The sequence below is a fragment of the Paenibacillus sp. oral taxon 786 str. D14 genome (assembly GCF_000159955.1).
GTDB lineage: Bacteria > Bacillota > Bacilli > Paenibacillales > Paenibacillaceae > Fontibacillus > Fontibacillus phoenicis.
The window spans coordinates 1-15,323 of the sequence record NZ_GG695998.1 but is presented as its reverse complement, the minus strand read 5'-3'; the positions used below and the strand labels follow the sequence as shown (position 1 = coordinate 15,323).

Here is a 15,323-nt window from a genome sequence, read left to right as displayed (position 1 = left end):
AAACCGCCTATTGCTTTTCGTGAAACCAGTATGCACGCGTATACAACTGAACGCCGACCCGTGTAGGGATGCCGATACTGGCTTCTCCAGCTCCCTTCCACCCATTCCGGTTCGCCGTCTCTATGGCCATTCTATCCGCCGAACCTTTATATACCTCCTCTTGCGTACCTTCAATGAGGATATACAGACCGCCTCGACCATTGACCGGGTAAATGACCTGTGTTTCTCGGACCTTCATTCGTCTCTTCGCCTTCCTGATTTGAGATGTGACGCCAACCGAGGTAACCATCCTCGTTTTTCACGAAGCGACGCCGTTTCCCGTCCCATCCACCGATCCACAAGCCGGCCCACCTGTACATGATAAGGGCTGCTCGGGGAAGATAAGGTCCACTCCCCGCTTCGCACGGACCGGTAAACGGTTGGATCTTCCGGCAACTCCAGTACTATCGGCCACGGCAGCCGTTCTTTCCAATCTAGTTTGGGAGCAGGCTCCTTCAGTCGGTTCCATACCAGATACAACTCCGGTGTCGGGCGAAGGCCGGTTAGTAACGGCTTCACCCGATCCAAATTGAACAGGCTGGCCGGCTCGTCCGTCGTGATCAACATCAACTGGTCTGCCTGCTCCAAGGCCAGTCGGGTCAGCCTGTCCAACGAAACAGGCAGGTCAAGCAGCACAACATTCGTTACTTCCTTCAAAAAGTGGAGGATGGCCCGCAGCTCTTCCGGTTGCAGTAGGAATTGCCCTGGCATGAGCGGCGCTGCGACAATGGAAAAGCCCGCCTTCGTTTGAAGAAGACAGGCCCGTCTGGCTTTCGGATCGTCGATCCGGCGTACAAGGTCGACGATCGTTTTATTCGGCTGTATGCGCATGATAGTGGCGACCGTGCCGTTCGGATCCAAGTCGAGAATACAAGCTCGAAGCCCTTCCTTCGATAATCGAGCGGCCAAATGGAGCAAAAGCGTCGTTTTTCCCACGCCGCCTTTCGCAGCATAAACGGCAACAACCGATGGCAGGTCCGGAGGTGTCCAGGACATGTGCGGCGTCAGGTCAGGTTCGTTTGGGGTTAGGTCCGGTTCCGGTTCGTTTCCAGTGTCCTCCGTTTCAAGCCCGATCTTCTTTCCCATTGATTTATCCGCTGGTTTTGTTTGGTTGTCCGTCTGTGGCAGCTCATACGGAAAACTGCCATTCTCCGGCATCTCCTGAAAAGCAGGGGCGGGAACAACCCTGGTGGATAAAGTTTTCGTTGGAGATGGTTCCACTTCGAACCGTTGCCGCGCTTTTCGCTGCGAGAGCGGAACATCAATGGATACAGATTGCGATTCAGCCGTCTCCATTTCCGTATGTGATAGGAAAGGGGCTTCCGTCTGAAAAACAAGCGTTCTTTCCAAGCTCGAAAGGGCAGCCGTGGCATCACCCGCCGGTATAAATCGGGAAAACAGCCCGTTCGTTTCTTCTTCCGCTGTCACCGTTCCGGCAATCCCCAACGATTCGGTTTGTTGCTTTTTCCACTCCCCGTAGTCTTCTACCAGCAACACAACGGGCACTTCTCTTCCCTGAACAAGCCGTACGTAGTCCTTCCATTTCCCCACCATGGCATCTACCACGACAACGCTCATTTCCGACGTGATCCGTTCGGGATCATGAACAAACTTGACTTCGTAGCCCGACCGGCGAAGCCGCTCCACCCACATCTGTCGTTGACTCAGACGAAATAGTGCGACCCGCAACTCCAGCACCTCCTTGCCATATCGATCACCGTTTCCTCCGCGGCTCCAGTCTTTTGTCTCGATAATAGACGTCCACTTTCAGACGTGCAGCCAAATAGAACGCAAATTCTTCCGCATCCGCAAATGTGTTGCGCCTGTCCATCTCATGCGGATTCCCGTCTTGAACAAACAAGACGGCAAAGGTACTTCCTTGATCTGCAATTTGAATCTTGTCCATAGGATTATATCCGTTTAAGAATTGATTCCACGGTACGATAGTCGATGACACAAACATAGCGGGCGTAATCGTACCCCTGAGGGTCAACGGCAAGTACCCGTTTACGATCTGTAAAGATAAGAATAGGCTCACGGCAATGCTGCCGGATCAGTTCATCCGATTCCAGGGCAATGATATTCTCCAGTCGTTGTTCGGTAATCACAAAAACGGGTGCGGAAACGTAAGTCTCGTGCGGTCTTTCCGCATTCATCTCGTAATGAGGAAGAAAAGGTTGCTTACGGTATCGATTAAAAACGCGGACATCAACTCTCAAGTTCATCCCTCCGTTTGCAAATTAGGCGTATAGTTCATAATGAACAGTTCCTTCACCGGCTGCCGTCCTTTCGTTTGCTTCGCAATGGAATAGCGGGTTTCAACGCCCTCAATTACAAAAGGGGCGTACCACTCCCGAATGGTCGGATGGTCGTTAATACTCAGCAAAAATTTGCCCTTAATGCCGCCCAAGAGCTCACGTAGCTTCCGGTGATCGGATTCGTCGAATTTGTACAGATAGCCGGAGAGTCCCAAGTAAGGGGGATCGCAATAAAAAAAGGTATCCGCCGAATCGTACCGGGCGAGTACCTCTTCAAAAGATCGGTTTTCGATATAAACACCAATCAGCCGTTCATGAGCAACTTTAAATTTTTGTTTGACGTTGGACATATCGTATGCCGGCTTGCTTCGTGTGTACCCCCAATCGTCGGCGTCGTTGTACTTCCCGCCAAAATGCGAGTAGACACGGTAGTAAAAATCATACGCTCGGGTAACCGGGTCGCGTTCCTGATCCCGTCGTTTCATGATACGTTCAAATTCATCACGGGCATAGAGTGCCCACTCAAACCGTTGGGCAAGCCCTTCCCAATCTTCTTGAATCACCCGAAAAAAATTGACCAGTTCCGCGTTGATATCGGAATAAACTTCCACTTTGGATCGTTCCTTGCCAAAGAGCACCCAGCCCCCGCCCCCGAATACTTCCGCATAAACGACATGCGGTGGAAAGCGCCGGATAATCTCTTCACGCAGCCTGTATTTGCCGCCTTGCCACCTGATGGGACTTTTCAGCACAGCTTCACGCTCCCTTCAATATTCACCAAACATCGATCCTTCCCGGCTTTAACCAGAGGAAAGCAACGCCTCCATGCCTGTTGCCAGCAACGTGGTTGCCGTTTGACCAAAAATATGCAGCCGATAATCCGGAACCTCGAGCAACTGTGCCAGATCCAGCGCGTGCCGGACCGCCTGTTGCCGCTCTTTCCGGCATCCAAGATCAAACAAATTGACGCCCGGCAGCAAACCGATGATCTGAATCACACCACGCATTTCAATCACATAGATCTCAATGTTTCGCACGTCATCCCCTTCTTTCTTTATTCATGGCTCATCCAATTGCCGGAAGTAAGGTAGTGGATCCACTTTTTGCCCGTTCACCCGAATTTCCAAATGTAGGTGAGGACCGGTTGATTTTCCCGTACTGCCCACCCATCCAATCACTTCGCCTTGCAGCACCTGTTGCCGTTGACGTACGCCAATGTCCGTCAAATGCCCATACAAACTGACCAAACCGTTTGCATGTTGCAACAGAATCGCGTTGCCGTATCCGGTGCTGCCGCGGATGACTTGCGTCACCGTTCCGCTTTGCACGGCTAACACCGGTGTACCCCGTGGCGCGGGAATATCGACTCCTGCATGAAATGCTCCCTGCTCTCCCGTAACCGGATCGACCCGATAACCAAATGGACTGGAAATCGTCGTGTACCCTGCCACCGGCCATAGCCACGTTCCCGATCTGGACAGCATGGCCGCATATTCCTCTTCTTTCCGATACACCAACGCCACCTCTTCGCTGCTTCCGAACCAAACAGCGAGCGCTTCATCCGGGTTCTGGGCGGTCAATTGCAAATAATTTGCCAATGAAAAAATCGCATCGTAGGGATTATCCGGATCGATCTTCCCGTCGCTGTCCCCATCCACGCGATAACCCTCCCACAATGAACGCGGAAATCCTAAGGCTCCGATCGTGTCGCTTCGTTTGGCTTTCTTCACCCCAAAATCGGTTGTCACCTGATGAATGGCCGCAAGCCGCGCCCAGGAGGCGTGCTCTTGTTCGGCCTGGATGTAAATTGGCAGCAGGAATAAAGGAATATCGAATTCGGGAGTGTCCGGTACCTCAATGCCCGCCATTTTCGAGGCATCCGATGTCGTGACCAGCGACCCGAGCAAAGCAAAAACAAGAATGAAACCAAGCAATAGGGCCGCGACGCCGGTCACGCCCAAGCTGCCGACGATCCACCAGATGACTCGCTTTCTAAGTAAGCTCCCCGTTTCCATCCGTTTCACCTTTGGCACATAGTTAGATTAATCTTTCTCGTACTCTCGGATCATGGCCGAATCGTCGAGCACATAGCCATTAAATGCAAGCTCCAAGGCCTTTTTTCGGCTATGCCCTCGCTTCTCCAAATCCTCCACGACAAAGCGAATCATCGCATCTCGGCGGGTGAGCCGTTCCATCTTCACCGGGTCAAAATCCGTACACATACGGTCTTCCTCCTTTCAAAATCCAACCCGCTCGGGTACGTAAATCCCCGTCGTGCTCCAAGAGCGAGCAGCCGGATGCTTCACCCATACATGGCCTGAGGATATGACCAATAGATCAATGTCCCGCCCTTGTACGTTTCCTCTGAGCAAATGCCCATGCGTTTGCCGTTCCACAAAACGAACCGTATCCAGCTTCAGCTCCCGCTTCAACCAATCGGCCAGTCGTTCCATCGTCCGCTCCCCTTTCCTTTATTTCAATTTTTTTATGATTTTTTTGGCGCGATCCTTGGTTTTTTGCCACGATTGCTTCACTTCTCCAACATGGTAAACAATCTCGCGTTTTGAAACGTCATACATCTCATGCGGTGTTGGGGCCTGGAAGATACTAAGCATTTGTTTTAATATCTTTTTGCGGAACAGGAAGGCGCAGAAAAAGAGTAGCGCCACAAAGATTTGCTGCAGGATCAAAATGCCGGAGCCGCGCGCCACCACATCGGCGACAAGCAGCGTGAACCCCATATAGAAGCCGTAAATCACTTTCGTGCCAAGCGTCCCGATCAGCCAACCTACCCAACGGCGGACAAAAGCAAAGCCGCGCTCCGGAAACAAGCCGAGGAGCAACACCACCGGTGCGAGGATGAGAATGGCCAGCGCCATTTCCTGTGCCAAGACCAGAATGAAAGATACGGTTCCGACAAAAAGCAGCAGGGTCAGCGTAGCGACAAGGGCAAGTATCGCAACCAAACACCGGATGGCCGCCGAACCGCCCATAAACAAGAGCGCCGTATCCGCATGGTCGCCATGATCCACGTTTTCGTCGCCCATGACTTTCCGCAAAATGTTCCGTTGATCCATACCAGGTGCATACTGACGCATCAAGTGCGCCCATTCATCCCCGACCTGTGCATCGATCGTTACCTCTTCTTCTTCCGCCAGGTCCTGAACGGCTTCGACTTCCTCGGCAGTCATGCGAACGTCGTCCGAGTCTTGACGATTGAATTGACCGATCAACCAGGGACGATCAACAAACAGCTGCCAAAGCCGGTTGGATGTGGCCAACAGTTGCTGGTCCGCGGCGCCGGCAAGTCCCGCCTTCAGCTCCTCCCCGGTCACACGCTGATACGGTGCGGCAAGCGCCCCCATCGTCACCTGCGTCAGTTGGTCCAGCGTTTGTGATACCGCGCGAATGCTTTGTCCCGCGTTGGTGAAAAACCAGTAACTGCCGACCAGCACGACAATCGAGCCGATTACGCCGGACGTCAATCTTGTCGTCTGGTTGTTCCAGTAGCCCACTTTCACCATCCATGCAGCCAGCAGGACAAGCGCCCACGGTAAAAACTTGCTGAACAGTCCGGTGCGCATGCCGTCCATCACTGGCAAAATCAGCGACAATTGTTCATTGACCAAATCCGTATGAAACCCCAGTTGCATAAGAAAAATACACAATCGCGTAATGAACGCATTGAGCATAAACAGTCCGTTCGCTATCCAGTTGAGCAGCAACGAAAAAGGGTCATTCAGCTTCATTTTCCATCCGGACCACTCAATCAAATCGTAACCTAAGTCCCAGATATAGCTGTCGACCGGATACTGGCGGTAATCTAATGTTCGATCTCCCGGTTCGATGCCCATTTCGCGTTCGCCGGGCAACAACTGATCGAACATATCCTCAGGTGCATCGGCATAGGCAGGAATGGAGCTCTGAAACACAATCAGTCCAGCAATGAGCAGCACCGTCAATAGCCCAAAGCAGCATCGTCGTCTCAACAGTTCTCCCTCCCTTCCATATCGCCGGCTTTCGGCGTTGTATTAAAAATGGTGAGCAAATCATCCGGTGTCGGCTCAATATGCACCCGTCCGATTCGACCTGTGATATCCTTCATATAGCAATCACCGGCTTTAAGCTCCCGGAATGCCTGGATCATGTCCTCGTCCCCCCGATCCAAACCGAGCAGCGTCAAATTGTCCGCAATCGCACGCGGATCTTCCGTCCGGAAACAAAAAATGGAGCCGAGATTATTTCTCGTCTCCTCGTCCGCCACATCGCCGGGGTTTTGAGTCGCAAGTAAGGGCACGACCTGAAAGGAACGACCCATCCGGATGATTTCATCGATAAGCAGGGCGCCTTCCGGAAAGGCGCGGAGAATCCAGCTCTCATCAATGCCGAAGATTTTAAGTTGATCGCTTGGACGGTGAAACATATATTCACGCCCTAGTGCCGCAACCAAATACATAATACCAATGCCGAACCGTTCGTTCGGCGTCAACGCCTGCTGCAGCCGTTCGGTTCGTTTCTTCGGCAAAGGTAACCCGGCAAGCGTGATGACGATAAACCGCGCGCCGCTCATATTCGCGTTTTCTTCCCCGTCATGGGCGAAAATAAATTTGCCGAACGGACTTCGCGAATAGGACAACAGCCGGTTCACACAGCGCCGCGCTTCCACCCGGATCGCATCAACCGGCGAATCGTTCGCAATCCGCTCCATTTCCCGTATGAAGACATGTAAGTCCCTCTTGTCTTGCTCGAACGTACGCTCCACGGCCTCCATAATGGCGTCGGCCCGCTCGTCGTTCCGAGTGCCCTCCAACAGCAGGCTGAGGAAATCCAATACGATGCTGTGCGCACGTTCTTCGCTTTTCGACATTCGGAACGGATTGAATTTTGTTGTCGATTCCGCCGAAAAGTTGAGCCGCACCATGTTTTTTTGAATATCCGGGATGAGCGCAAAACAGCTATCCTCATCCTTAGGATCGATAGAAAAGACGATGCCGCCTTGATTGTACCCGTGATAAAACAACGTCTTCTTCAACACCGACTTTCCCGAGCCGAGCGTACCGACGATGACGATTGCCCCGGAACGGTTCAATTCCTTGGACATCGGACGCTTCAGGTCGAGCAGCACCGGGATACTGTGCAATGTCCGTCCGATATAGTCCCCGTCCGGATCGCCGATTTCCCGGGATCCGTGCAGCATACCCGCCGCCAAAAACTTCGGGTCCATCGGGATGCGGTTTTGCTTGTCCATCGCCGCTCCCGGCAAAAAAAGTTGAAACGCCCGCGCCTGATCCGCCGGAGAACGAACGATGCGAATTTGCTTGGTCGCGTACAGCTGCAGCAACTGCGCTGCGCGCTCCTCCAGTTCCTTACGAGAGCCTCCCGACACATTAAGCCATGCGGAAGACCAGACGAGCGGCATCCCTTTTTGCAATTTATTCTCCAACACACGTCCGCGTTTGCCTGCCCATTCCAACGTGATCGGCGTCTCTTCGGACGCTTCGGCATATTCCCGGCGCTGGTCTTTCAGCACCTTCCGGTTGCGCTGCAGACCGCCGGCCGCCTCGTGCGGCGTTTGCACCTGAAAGTGTAGGCTGACTTCGGCGGGAAACGGCAGGTCCTCGAGCGCATACAGCCACTCGTCGCCAATTGCCAAAATCTCTTCCGGCACATCGACAACCGAAAAGAACGCTTGATAACTTCTTAAGCTTTCTTCGTCCTGATCGTCATGATGGACAACCAGCGTTTTCATCTTCTCTTCGCTCACCAAATCGGAAGCCAGCAAAATCGGCAGTGATTTTTTCGGGCGGAGCAGCACTCTGTCGCCTCTTACCCGCACTTCGCGCATCGCTTCCGGCGTCAAGATTAGTTCCGGCTCCCGGGAAAGTCCCCGGAAAAAGCCCTGGCGAAGCAACCATTCAATCTCTTGCGGACCACATCGTTCTCCGTTTAAATGATGGTAAACGTGATTAAACTGCAGGCTCTCGGCGGATTTGGCCATATGCAGGCGCTCTTCCTCCAGTTCGCCGCGCTGACGGTACCAGAACTGCTCCTGAATTTGGCTCAGAAAAGCGGCGGCCAGTTCCTTTAACGTTTGGCCCGTTTTTCGAAACCCGGACAAATCAACTTCGGGAAACTGTTTTTGCACGTCGGAAAGCTGCACAATCAAATAAAGCGATCGCTGCCACGGTCGACGTGCGTCAAACCGTTGCATGACCGCCTTCACATATCGTTCGTGCTCCGCGCCCTGCCCTATTCGCCGCCGTCGCCAGTGTTCGGCATCCATCATCCGGGTTACCGACAACAACTGTCCATAGCCATGATAGCTATGCAAAAACTGCTGCATCTGGCTGACCGTGCCGCGCTTTTTCTCCGCGGACTGGTAGGCATACGGCTTCAGCGGTATGCGATACACCGCCCACGGTTTCAGAAGCGAATCGAACAGCAGGTTTTGCTCCCAGTACAACACGGGGCATTTCAACTTACTTCACCTCCTGTCATAAAAGGAGGGCACTTACCGGATCCAGATGCGGTGACGGTCGGCAAAATCGTACATGCGCTCGAGCCATTGATCCAGTTCGTCCGCTGTCTGCGCCGTGCGAAAATTCGCTACATACGGGAACGAACGGAAACAGGCTTCACGGCTGAGCCGATCCGCAATCATACGCCCCTTTTGCTCCACACTCGCCTTATCATCCTCCAGAATATCGTCGATGCCGATCGACACATGATGACGCCAATTCCCCATATCCGGTTTCACCTCGCATGATTGTCGGCTCTGACTTGAGCCTTCCAATGTTCTTTGCCATTCTCTTTGAACTCCCGCTCCAATTGGAGCGGGGTGGCCGCGCTCCCGTACAACACACGATGTCCTTCGAGCCAGGTAGGCGGTACAATGGCCTGTTTCGGCTGCCGTTTGAGCGGCATGATCGACAATCGGCCTGATCTTACCATCCAGCGCATGCGTACAAGTGCGGGAAGGAAGAGAACGCGAAAACCTTCCACCGTTCCAACCAATTGTCCCTTACGGCCGCACCACTCCTCGCCTCCTTGTTGAAGCGGCAGCCGTTCATAAGGACGGCAGTGCCCGATAAACCGAACCCGATGGGTACCGCCAGGTTGACGGACCGCCTGCCAACGGACCACCCATTTGGGCCGAACCAGAAAATGAACAATGTCCCGCAAATAGTGGGGCACCGTTTTGCCCGCCGGATCCAGCTTGACCGTATAATAAGCCGCAGCGACCGGGCCGACCGTCATCGTGATCGCCCGATCGAACGGAAGCACCGTAAGTACAGGCAAGATGTAACAAAAAATGAAAAAGACGAAAAGATAGACAAGCCACATGACGACGCCATCCTGCCGGATCGGCATCCATAACCTTATATCCCCAATATGGTAGATAAGCGGACGAACCCGATATAAGGCACGATACGATTCCGCTTTCTCCTGCTCGTTCATCGTGTCAGCCCCCCGTCGTATCCGTCAGCCCGTCCACCGAAATGCCCAGCGTTTTGAGCACATAAAAAGCTAAATATTTGGCAATACCGGGTGCAAAAACAAAAATACCGAGAATGATTGAAAGCATAATGTGCGACCAAAGCCGATTCGTTTCCCCGTTGGCATACATCTTGACGCCCCGGTAAATAGCGATCGTCAAGAAAATCGCCTGCAGCAATCGTTTCAGCACAAGCAAACCGGTTTGGACAAAATCTCCATCCATATCCCTCACCTCCAGGTCTAACCAATGAATCGTGGTCCACGCGATCATTTTGATGGCTCGGATTTTGGGTAAGTTATTACTGCATAGCCGCCACAAAAAACTTTTGATTTTCTTCCGTTACCTTCATCCGCCACACCTGCGCCAAACGAAAGCCGGTCGATGCATCCTCGATGGTAAATGAAACCGTTACGTCGTAAGGTCCTTCTCCTGTCGCTTCCAAACGATCTAACGTTACAAAACGCAACCGGCCATTTAGCGGAACCATTTTGGTGTCTGCCGTTACATAATTGAGCAGGCTGCCAGCATCCTTGCTTTCGCATATCGCTTTCAGGAAACTTTCCATGGCCGAACGCATCCGCTCTTCCACCGCAGCGGATGCCGCTGCTGCTTGCGGAATCTTCGGGACGATTGGTGGTTCCTGTAATGATCGAATGATTGGCGGATCGGTAACCGCCGCCCCTTTTGTTGCTTGAACCCAAACCGGCACTTCAACCTCCCACATCATCCGCTCCGGATTGGCAACAATAACGCGAACCCGGACCCGATAGGACGATCCGCCGCTAGCGGCGATGGTCAAAAACTCCGATGCCATCACCTGTTGACTTCGAGTGTTTGATTCGGCCTGTAAGGCAGCGACACGGGCAAGCGCATCCGGATTGACATAGGGCTGCAGCCGCTGCACTCGCTCTTCCGGCAATTCCCCGCCGTCCCAGAACATCCATTCCCGGGCAAACCCGAGCGCCGTTTGGATCGCCATCTGCTGCTCGGCCGTTCGTGTGAGCAAGGCGGGGACTGGATCGGTATCCGTGCGAAACAGCGTAGAAACCGCCCCCAAACAGGAAAACATTAGCATGCTCCACAGGAGCAGCTTCGGCAGCCAACGAAATTCCAAGTCCATTCACCTCCCTGCGATCGGGGACGGCTCACGCGGCTGTTTGCCGAGAAGCGGCAAATCTGCCTCTGCGGGCGGCAGCAGCGGCATCTCTTTCAACCGGATGCGCGACTCCCCCACTCCCCACCAAAGTGCTTCCTCTACGCCTTTTCGCTTCCATTCGCTCTCGCTGATTGCCCAGACGTTCGGCAACGGACGACCAATCAGCGGCCCTTCGCCGAGCGCAGCCCAAAGACGCAACAAACGCTTCGGACGCGACTCGATCTTGGTCACGAACAGGACATGCACAGCCGCAACCGACCGCCACGCGGCGGACAACACCCGTCCGTACAACCACAACTTGTCCTGCAGTTTCCATTGGTTTTCGCTGCCGGTATCGTACTCCACATGCAGCACAAGCCTCCCCCGCCCAGGTAGCACATACGTGCATAATCCGTCCGGACGAAGCAGCATCGTTTTTTTACCGGACTCTTTGAAATGGGCGTATTGTTCTGCGGCTTCCCGGGTTGACTGCCACTCCGTTATACCTTCGCCTTTATGGTGCAAACTGTGCTCAATGAGCGAAACAAAAAATGCGTTGGTTCCGTACACATGCTCCAGTTGCATCGGCAACTTCTCCCATGCTTTAGAACGGAAACCGTCTTCTTCGCCGGCAAGCAGGGCGGCGGTTTTTGCCCCTTGGGCGGTCAGGCCGTATCCTACATGATTGAGCCGAAGGAAGGGAAGCGGAATGCTGCGAATTAACCCTTGCCGGTTCAATTGACTGGCCATCGCGTAAAGCGTAGGCAACCGGTAATTCAGAACGATCGCCGCCTGTTTGGCGGTCATTGGTCCGTATCGGTAGATGAGCGCAAGCAACTCCTTTTTTGCCGCTTCGTACATGTCTCTCTCCTTTCCGCGCAGATGAGAGCAAGTCCGGATCAGCGCAACCGCCGGCTCATGCGCCGGTTGCGGCCTTGCAGCGATGTTTCCATCTGACCGGTTATCTCCATCTTTATCTCAGACTTGATCTCAGTCTTGATCTCTGACTTTATTAGGCATGAGCCTTACTCCGGATCGTCGCGCCGCCAACCGTTTAGCGGGGACTGCGGTCCTTCTCCGATATTCATTTCCCGCTCGACCGTCTCAATCGATCGGCCATCCTGTTTGTCCGAATGCGCCCACGCTTCCCGAATCCAGGCTTCGTGCTTCATAGGCACGATCTCGTTTTTCACCGTAAACAGCTCAAGACGCCCTTCGTGTCCTTTCGTGCGCACAATGGCGTGCAGCTCGGCCAGGTTCATCAAATCGGTATTTGTCACCTGGGGTTTCAGCCAACGCGACAATTTGTCCGCGTCCGGCCCGCCGAGTTGCAGCAACATTAGCGTTCCGACATTGCCGAGAATCGCCTCCAGAATGCGATCGGACAATTGGGTCAAATACTGGGTGGCCAGAAAGACCGACAAGCCGAACTTGCGGTCTTCGGCCAGTATTTTCGTTAAAATGTCCGTTGCAAACAAATGGACTTCGTCAGCAAAGAAAAAATGTGCTTTGGACTTGTGCTGTGGCCGCTTGCGGCAGGTGAAATGATAGTCGATGAAAAACAGGCTGGCCAGAATCTTCAGTAAATCCGGGACGCAGCCACTGCCGTCGATCAGCACGATATGGCCCTCGTCCATCGCCCGCCGGGTGTCGATGCTGCTGCGCTCTTGCCCCAGCATCCGCCGTGCGGTCGGGTACGTCGTTAAGGCACCAAGCTTGTTCATGATGGGACCGAGATGATCCCCCAGATTTTTGATTTGCGCGAACTCGTCCAACCAAAAATGGCGCAGATGCACGTCGAGTTTCGGCAGCAATTTTCTCCGGTAGTTCTCGTTATAGAAAATATCCATAATGCCCAGTACCGTTTGCGGCGGCACCGACAACAAACTCAACACGGCATTCCGTAAATAATGCTCCGCCCGCGGGCGCGAACCCGGGAACAATTGCTGCAAGGTGGTCACAAACTCCCCGGTCAACGACTCCCGTACATCCGCATGCGCGTCTTGAAACAAGTTGAAGCCGCGCGGCCGTTCGGTAGCCCCGAGAGGAATCAGGTGCAACTTCGGATACAACTTTTTCGGGATATAACTCAGCAGCGTTTCAATCGCCCCGCCGTGCGGGTCGAGAAATGTAAAACCGGGTGCTTGGTCCGGCTTCCTCTCCAGATCTTCAACCATACGGGTCATGATCGAGAGCAGCGTAGACGTTTTCCCGGAACCGGTTGTGCCGGCGAGAAACGTATGCTTGAGCATTTGACCCAGCGGCATACGAAGGTCCCGTTCCTGGCCCGGCACGTTGCTTTTCCCGATGTAGAGGCCGTGGTCGAGTCCAGTCGGAGCCGGTACAATTTTTGCATGCATCTTCTCCATATGCGCGGCGACCGGATCGCCAAAGGCAGGAATGCGCAGCCAGTAGCCCAGTTCCTCCGAAGCGAGCAATAACTGCTTGGATGGCGTTCCCGGTGCTAATACCTGCTTTCTGCCTTTTACCGGACGGAGGACGATGCCATTACCGCTTCGCATCGATTGCAGCATATCGTTCATCGTTTGCAGTCGCGCTTTCGCCGAAGAGGAACGAATCAGCACGCGAAATCCGGTCCACAGCCCGACTTCATCTTCATCATGTTTGCTTTGCAGCGTCCGCATCACGTTTTGCTGGTAGGCGGTCAATTCCCGTGGCCGTGATTTGGCCTTTTGGTTCGTGTTCATCTCCCGCCAAATGGACTGCAGGGACACCGGCTCATTGGCCGGGGAACGCAGCCAGTTCTCGGCTCTGCGGACACGGCGCTGAAGGAGCCGCTTGCCCGCTGGCGCAAAGGCCAGCTCCAGCCACACCTCCTCGCCTTCCGCCAGTTCGCCTGCACCCATCGCGGCGATCATTTCGTTTAGCGGATCTTTGCCGACCGGATGGATACTTGCAACGGAAAGAGCGCCCTTATACGCCGGACGGCCTTCGGCAACGATCACGTTTTTGCCCGAACCAGCGGTAAACACGGGTGTCTTGACCGGAAGCAAATACATTCCGGACACCTGTGTGTGGAACCCGGTACGAAATCCCATCCAGCGAATGTCGGGGACAGAAACGTAGATCCGTACCCGTCCAGCAGGTCCTGCACACTGGATCAGGAAACGAAAATAGAGTTGTCCATGCCGAAGACGCTGGAACCGGGCATACCCGAGTCCGCTGATATGCCGGGCAAACCGCGTTGCCTTGGCAAAGTCCATAGGTGTGGCATCAAGGGAGGATTGAATTTCGAACCATAGCGTTCGCTTGTGCTGACCTTGACCGGGCTCGCACCAGCTTGGAAATAAAAAAGAGAGCATCGCTGCTCCCCTCCCCTCGATCTTCCGCTCCTCAATTGTCGAGATATTGGATGGATCCACCACTCCTTTCCCTTCAGGAACGACCGGTAATCCCGATCGGCCCTGAAAATGAAAAAGACAGGCCGTCCGGGATGCCCGGGAGCCTGTCCACACCTTTTTGACACTATCAGATTAACAGGATTACGTGACCTTGTCTTGTCCCTTTTCCTGATCATTTTGTGACCTTCAATTGACCCTTTGATTTTTGGTAGCTTTAGTCCTCTACTCAAGTCGAATTATGATATTGACTTACTTATCCGACTCAAATAAACCATCTTAATTCTTTTCGAAAGAAAGGAACCCCTTCCGTATTTTCATAATCATAAACCATTAAATAGAGTTTACTAACTTGATTTGCTAACTGAATTATTAGCTGGTCTTTTTCTATTTCTTCCATTTTCAAACCACTAACATCGAGATATGCAGGATATACAGCCGTGGACAAAGATGAACTCTTGATCAAATAAGTAAAAAACTCGTTTTCAATAACCTCCCTTCCGTCACCTTCTATTTCAAAACACCCTAGCTGGCGATAATCATTCTGAAATTTTCTACCTAGAATAAAGTGGCCAATTTCATTGTTAACCTGTTTTTCTTTAATCATTCTTTCAAAAACTTTATAAGCTATATCTTTGGCGTCATTAACTTGAAGACCGCATGGTTCCCCGTACCTGGTCTTTGTTACAGTAACAGAATCAAAAATCATGCTAAACATTAAAGCTTCATCATCCACTTTATTAGTGATAAAGAAGGAGTAATCTTCTATACTGGAGCTTCCTAGTTCTCTTTGATAAAAATAATGCCTAGCCAGAATCCCTTGAATATTAATCATGTTGATCAGGATTTCTCTTATTTGCTCTTCATCAGTCGTTGAAATAACAGGTAGTTTACGAACAACGAGCTGGTTTGGAGAAAAAAAGGAAGTGTGGTTTTCTTTCATTTCGTTAAAACTTATCTTTTTCATATCCTCACCATTTTCTTTAAAAATGGAAATAGGTGAACTAACTACTTAGTAGTTAATTCACCCAAGT

18 protein-coding genes are annotated in these 15,323 nt (G+C 52.7%); all 18 read right to left on the bottom strand.

The window, feature by feature from the left end; translation table 11 throughout:
• Positions 1-7: 7 nt before the first annotated feature.
• Positions 8-238 (bottom strand): hypothetical protein, encoded by a 231-nt coding sequence (locus POTG_RS21225; RefSeq protein ID WP_009226901.1) that lies wholly within the window; start codon positions 236-238, stop codon positions 8-10.
• The gene (locus POTG_RS21220; RefSeq protein ID WP_036646586.1) at positions 235-1,728 is read right to left on the bottom strand and encodes an AAA family ATPase; all 1,494 of its coding nucleotides are present in this window, start codon (positions 1,726-1,728) and stop codon (positions 235-237) included. Before POTG_RS21220 ends, POTG_RS21225 begins: the two co-directional genes overlap by 4 nt.
• 25 nt (positions 1,729-1,753) lie before the next feature.
• Positions 1,754-1,945 (bottom strand): hypothetical protein, encoded by a 192-nt coding sequence (locus POTG_RS21215; protein ID WP_009226899.1) that lies wholly within the window; start codon positions 1,943-1,945, stop codon positions 1,754-1,756.
• 4 nt (positions 1,946-1,949) lie between these two features.
• On the bottom strand, positions 1,950-2,264 hold the full coding sequence (locus POTG_RS21210) for a hypothetical protein (RefSeq protein WP_009226898.1): 315 nt from the start codon (positions 2,262-2,264) through the stop codon (positions 1,950-1,952).
• Entirely contained in the window at positions 2,261-3,049 is a 789-nt protein-coding gene (locus POTG_RS21205) for a DNA adenine methylase (RefSeq protein WP_009226897.1), read from the bottom strand. The genes POTG_RS21210 and POTG_RS21205 overlap by 4 nt, the downstream gene beginning before the upstream one ends.
• 48 nt (positions 3,050-3,097) lie before the next feature.
• Positions 3,098-3,334 (bottom strand): hypothetical protein, encoded by a 237-nt coding sequence (locus tag POTG_RS21200; RefSeq protein ID WP_009226896.1) that lies wholly within the window; start codon positions 3,332-3,334, stop codon positions 3,098-3,100.
• 21 nt (positions 3,335-3,355) lie between these two features.
• Entirely contained in the window at positions 3,356-4,312 is a 957-nt protein-coding gene (locus tag POTG_RS21195; protein WP_157273546.1) for a M23 family metallopeptidase, read from the bottom strand.
• Positions 4,313-4,339: 27 nt separating this feature from the next.
• Positions 4,340-4,519: a hypothetical protein gene (locus tag POTG_RS21190; protein WP_009226894.1), complete on the bottom strand. Its 180-nt coding sequence runs from the start codon at positions 4,517-4,519 to the stop codon at positions 4,340-4,342.
• 15 nt (positions 4,520-4,534) lie between these two features.
• Entirely contained in the window at positions 4,535-4,750 is a 216-nt protein-coding gene (locus tag POTG_RS21185; RefSeq protein ID WP_009226893.1) for a hypothetical protein, read from the bottom strand.
• Between the two features lie 18 nt (positions 4,751-4,768).
• Positions 4,769-6,286, bottom strand: coding sequence for a hypothetical protein (locus POTG_RS21180; protein WP_009226892.1), 1,518 nt, complete (start codon positions 6,284-6,286; stop codon positions 4,769-4,771).
• On the bottom strand, positions 6,283-8,775 hold the full coding sequence (locus POTG_RS21175) for an ATP-binding protein (RefSeq protein WP_009226891.1): 2,493 nt from the start codon (positions 8,773-8,775) through the stop codon (positions 6,283-6,285). Before POTG_RS21175 ends, POTG_RS21180 begins: the two co-directional genes overlap by 4 nt.
• A gap of 33 nt (positions 8,776-8,808) precedes the next feature.
• Positions 8,809-9,042, bottom strand: a complete 234-nt coding sequence (locus POTG_RS21170) for a hypothetical protein (protein WP_036646572.1) — start codon at positions 9,040-9,042, stop codon at positions 8,809-8,811.
• An 8-nt stretch (positions 9,043-9,050) separates the two neighbouring features.
• The gene (locus POTG_RS21165) at positions 9,051-9,755 is read right to left on the bottom strand and encodes a TcpE family conjugal transfer membrane protein (protein ID WP_009226889.1); all 705 of its coding nucleotides are present in this window, start codon (positions 9,753-9,755) and stop codon (positions 9,051-9,053) included.
• A 4-nt stretch (positions 9,756-9,759) separates the two neighbouring features.
• Positions 9,760-10,017, bottom strand: coding sequence for a hypothetical protein (locus POTG_RS21160; RefSeq protein WP_036646570.1), 258 nt, complete (start codon positions 10,015-10,017; stop codon positions 9,760-9,762).
• 76 nt (positions 10,018-10,093) lie between these two features.
• Complete coding sequence (locus POTG_RS21155) at positions 10,094-10,915, bottom strand: conjugal transfer protein (protein ID WP_009226887.1); 822 nt, start codon at positions 10,913-10,915, stop codon at positions 10,094-10,096.
• Positions 10,916-11,791: a replication-relaxation family protein gene (locus POTG_RS21150; protein ID WP_009226886.1), complete on the bottom strand. Its 876-nt coding sequence runs from the start codon at positions 11,789-11,791 to the stop codon at positions 10,916-10,918.
• Positions 11,792-11,955: 164 nt separating this feature from the next.
• Positions 11,956-14,253 carry a type IV secretory system conjugative DNA transfer family protein gene (locus POTG_RS21145; RefSeq protein WP_009226885.1) on the bottom strand — a complete coding sequence of 766 codons (2,298 nt, stop codon included), beginning with the start codon at positions 14,251-14,253 and terminating at the stop codon, positions 11,956-11,958.
• Positions 14,254-14,554: 301 nt separating this feature from the next.
• Positions 14,555-15,256, bottom strand: a complete 702-nt coding sequence (locus POTG_RS21140; protein WP_009226884.1) for a hypothetical protein — start codon at positions 15,254-15,256, stop codon at positions 14,555-14,557.
• Positions 15,257-15,323 lie beyond the last annotated feature (67 nt).